Annotated in this window: 3 protein-coding genes; 2 read left to right on the top strand and 1 reads right to left on the bottom strand. The window is 34.7% G+C overall.

The genetic code is table 11. The features are described from left to right. Positions 1-439 precede the first annotated feature (439 nt). Positions 440-562 carry a hypothetical protein gene (locus AC1DUW_RS23420; RefSeq protein WP_269083723.1) on the bottom strand — a complete coding sequence of 41 codons (123 nt, stop codon included), beginning with the start codon at positions 560-562 and terminating at the stop codon, positions 440-442. A 533-nt stretch (positions 563-1,095) separates the two neighbouring features. Here AC1DUW_RS23420 and AC1DUW_RS23425 point away from each other — a divergent pair. Then, on the top strand, positions 1,096-2,298 hold the full coding sequence (locus AC1DUW_RS23425; protein ID WP_053345578.1) for a macrolide family glycosyltransferase: 1,203 nt from the start codon (positions 1,096-1,098) through the stop codon (positions 2,296-2,298). Positions 2,299-2,988: 690 nt separating this feature from the next. Continuing rightward, complete coding sequence (locus AC1DUW_RS23430) at positions 2,989-3,135, top strand: hypothetical protein (RefSeq protein ID WP_169787507.1); 147 nt, start codon at positions 2,989-2,991, stop codon at positions 3,133-3,135. Positions 3,136-3,650 lie beyond the last annotated feature (515 nt).

Below are 3,650 nucleotides of genomic sequence, written 5' to 3' on the forward strand. Positions count from 1 at the left end.
ATCATGGGTTAATCATGGGTTAGTAAATCTATATGAACGATATACAAAACTACGTCAGACTTAAACTGAACCGCCGTATACCGAACGGTATGTACGGTGGTGTGAGAGGTCGGAGGCTAGGCGCCTCCTCCTACTCGATTTTATGGGACTATTGGGGCAGGTTAGTTGAACAAGGTTAATGAATTTTTGTGGTAAAATGGTAATGCTGAATGGGAGAGGTAACTATTGAATATATATACTGATTCTCTTGTAACTTTTATAATTATGTGGGGAATACCAACTTTTATGGTTGTTAGAGGTTATTTAAACATGAATACTGACGATGAAAAATCAAATAACAAGGTTCTGATAGTTTCCGCCATACCGTAAAAATTAAAAAAGCCCAGCCCATTACAAGCTAAGCAAGTTTCTGTTTTGATGTCTGTACCCCAATTTCAGCTTAGACTACAACTGATGGGATTGGTGGCTCTGGTGGGATTGGTGGTTCTGGTGGATCTGGTGGATCTGGTGGGATTGGAAGCTGTGGAGGACGCTGATTGTAGCTTTTGTTATACCATCCCATATATACAACACTCCTTTTTCTACTATATATATGGGATGAAAAAATACATGCTTGTCCAAATTACCTAAGTTCAGTGCTTTTATTTATCGAGTCTTCTATTGAAAAAATCCCTCTCAAAAATTCGTTTCAATAGAGTACTCCCAATAGGAACGTTTTCGAAATCCATTTAAATCAAAGTTACAACCTTATCTGTCACTTTAGACGTTATTTTGCACCTGTTTAAATCGCTATTTTGCATTATAAATAAATATAAAAAAGCTATCATTTAAGGTGATAGCTTTTTCATATTTATTTGATTCCGATTACTAAACTATCCCGTGCAAACAAATACCTATGTATTTATATTTAATACACGCATCAGAAAGATCTCGTTTGATGCAAATATTAAATTACAAGGTTAATTAAAAGTTTGAGATTTTAAAATATTGTACTATGATAAATTTAATTCCATTATTTAAGTTGAGCAATTGTATGGGGCAGTGACCCTTACTCTTACACAATCTAGAGAACATTTTACCTAAGGAGTGGTTATAATGGCACGTGTTTTATTTATTAATGGTGGATCAGAAGGACATATCAATCCAACTATTGGAGTTGTGCAAGAGCTTATTTCGCGTGGTGAAGAGGTAGTGTACTTTACGATAGAAGCTTTTCGAGAACGTATTGAGAAGACGGGAGCTACTGTACGAACATTTGACGGTGAAAAATTTATAAAAGCTTTTATCTCAGGTGGAAGAAATTATTTACACGAAAGAATCAATGGTCTTTTGCGTACGGCAGATATCATGATACCTAGTGTTCTGGAGCAAATCGAAGGGGAACAATTTGATTATATCATTCACGATTCCATGTTTGGTTGTGGACGTTTACTTGCACAAATACTAAAACTTCCGGCAATTAATTCTAGTACTTCTTTTGCACAGACAAAAGCATCATTTGATAAAATGTTGGAACATCTTTCACAAAATATCCCAACAGAAATTGTTAAAACGATAAATGATGATTTTCAAAACCTGACAACAAAAATTAAAGAAAAATATGATGTTGAAATCCGTTCTCCTTATGAAGTTTTTTGTAACCCTGCACCACTTACAATCGTTTATACAACTAGGGAGTTTCAACCCTTTGGAGAAACATTTGACCAAACTTACAAATTTGTAGGTCCATCCATCTCTTTACGATCAACGCAAGAAAACTTCGACCTTACCGCAATCAAGGGAAAAAGCCTAATTTACATTTCTCTGGGTACTGTTTTTAACCAAGCAATTGATTTCTATAAGCTTTGTTTTAAGGCATTTGGGAACACTGATCATACTGTTGTCATGTCTATTGGGGAAAAAGCTCAAATATCTGATTTGGGGGAGATTCCCAAAAACTTCATTGTAAAAAATTATGTTCCACAAATTGAGGTGCTGAAATACACTAAATTATTTATCACACATGGTGGAATGAACAGTACCAATGAAGGTCTCTATTACGGGGTACCGTTAATTGTAATCCCACAAAGCGCTGATCAGCCTATAATTGCTCAACAAGTTGCCAATATCGGAGCCGGTATTAAATTACAAATGCAAAACTTAACAGCAAATCAACTACGTGAATCCGCAGATCATGTGTTAAACCACCCATCTTTCCATAAAGCTGTTGTAAATATTAAGGAATCCTTTCAAAAATCGGGTGGGTATCACCAAGCTTTTGATGAGATTTTCGAATTTAAAAGTGAATATGATATCTAAATACAAATATTTCTCAGCTACGATCATTGTTGACTTTTTCTTAGTGGACAGCAACTTCTTTTTTAATTGCAGTAATGCAACAATATCTAGATTGTGAAGTTATACAAGGTAAAGTAACTGGGGCGTTAGTTTAACAAGACATTGTAATTAAGATCTTCAACAATCGGGCGCGATTGCTGAACAATGAGCAATCGCTTTTTTATTAAACGGATCAGAATAGTTCTATAATGATTCGATGTAAATAATTAAGAAACCCAGCTAATCTTCTCATGTGAAGGTAGCTGGGTTTTTAAAGGTGGATATGCAAAATAACACTTAAAATATGCGCAAATTATCGGTCAAAGTGACAGCCACGCTACGAACTGCATCTTAAAATTCACTAAAAACGAGGGTTTATAGTGAAAAATATCCTTCCTTAGCGTATAAAAAGCCTGCATTTTAATTCCAAAAAATGTTTTACCGTATGTTTTCCGCGAAATGTTGGTGGGACCCCATAATGTATTTTAACGGAAGTACGAAAAACAAAAACCCCTTGCCGCACAAGGGGTTTTTGTATAGGGAAATAAAATCGATTGGCACCAGAATTTATTTTGTTTGATTATGTATTCTTGATTTATGGCCTCTTGTCTATACATTGTTTTCATACCAACATATTTTATAGTAAGAGTTTTAAAAGTAGGGGATTTTTGTATGTTTTTTTGTGATAGAAGACGCCGTTGTGATCGATTTGATCGTTTTGACAGATTCGATCGATTTGATCGTTTTGGCAGATTCGATCGATTCGATCGTTGTGACAGATTCGATCGATTCGATCGTAGAAGAAGGTGTTTTTGGTAATTTAACCCTCAACTCAAATTACGAGCTCTGGTTGAGCTAATGACTGATCTAAAATCTTTCAAAAAAACTACCTGATATAATTATCTCGGAAGCTCTGGATGAACACCTATTTCACAGCTTAATCCTGTTCTTGGGATAGTTATCTAATACCTCTTGCAAATGACGTTTCACGTCATCTATATTTATTTCACTTAGCAGGCACTTCTGTGTCTGTTACATTTTTTTTAGAATACCTTTTTCAACGAACTGGCCAGTTCGTTGAAGAACCTAATCAATTAGTTTACATAAGAGATCTTATAGGTAATGAAAAAGGATCCTCTAATTGAAGATCCTTTTGTTAAACACAGATACCATTGTTTTAAAATGTTGTGGTGTTGAAAAAATAGTTTTTCTTCATCCTATACCCATTTTTATCAAAATAAACAACAATAAAGTCAGTCTAAAACGTACACGGAAGATGCATTATTATTTGCCGAAACACCATTGCTAAATTTATACTTTGATAAGTTTATTGT

Source organism: Peribacillus sp. P4_C12, assembly GCF_056402095.1.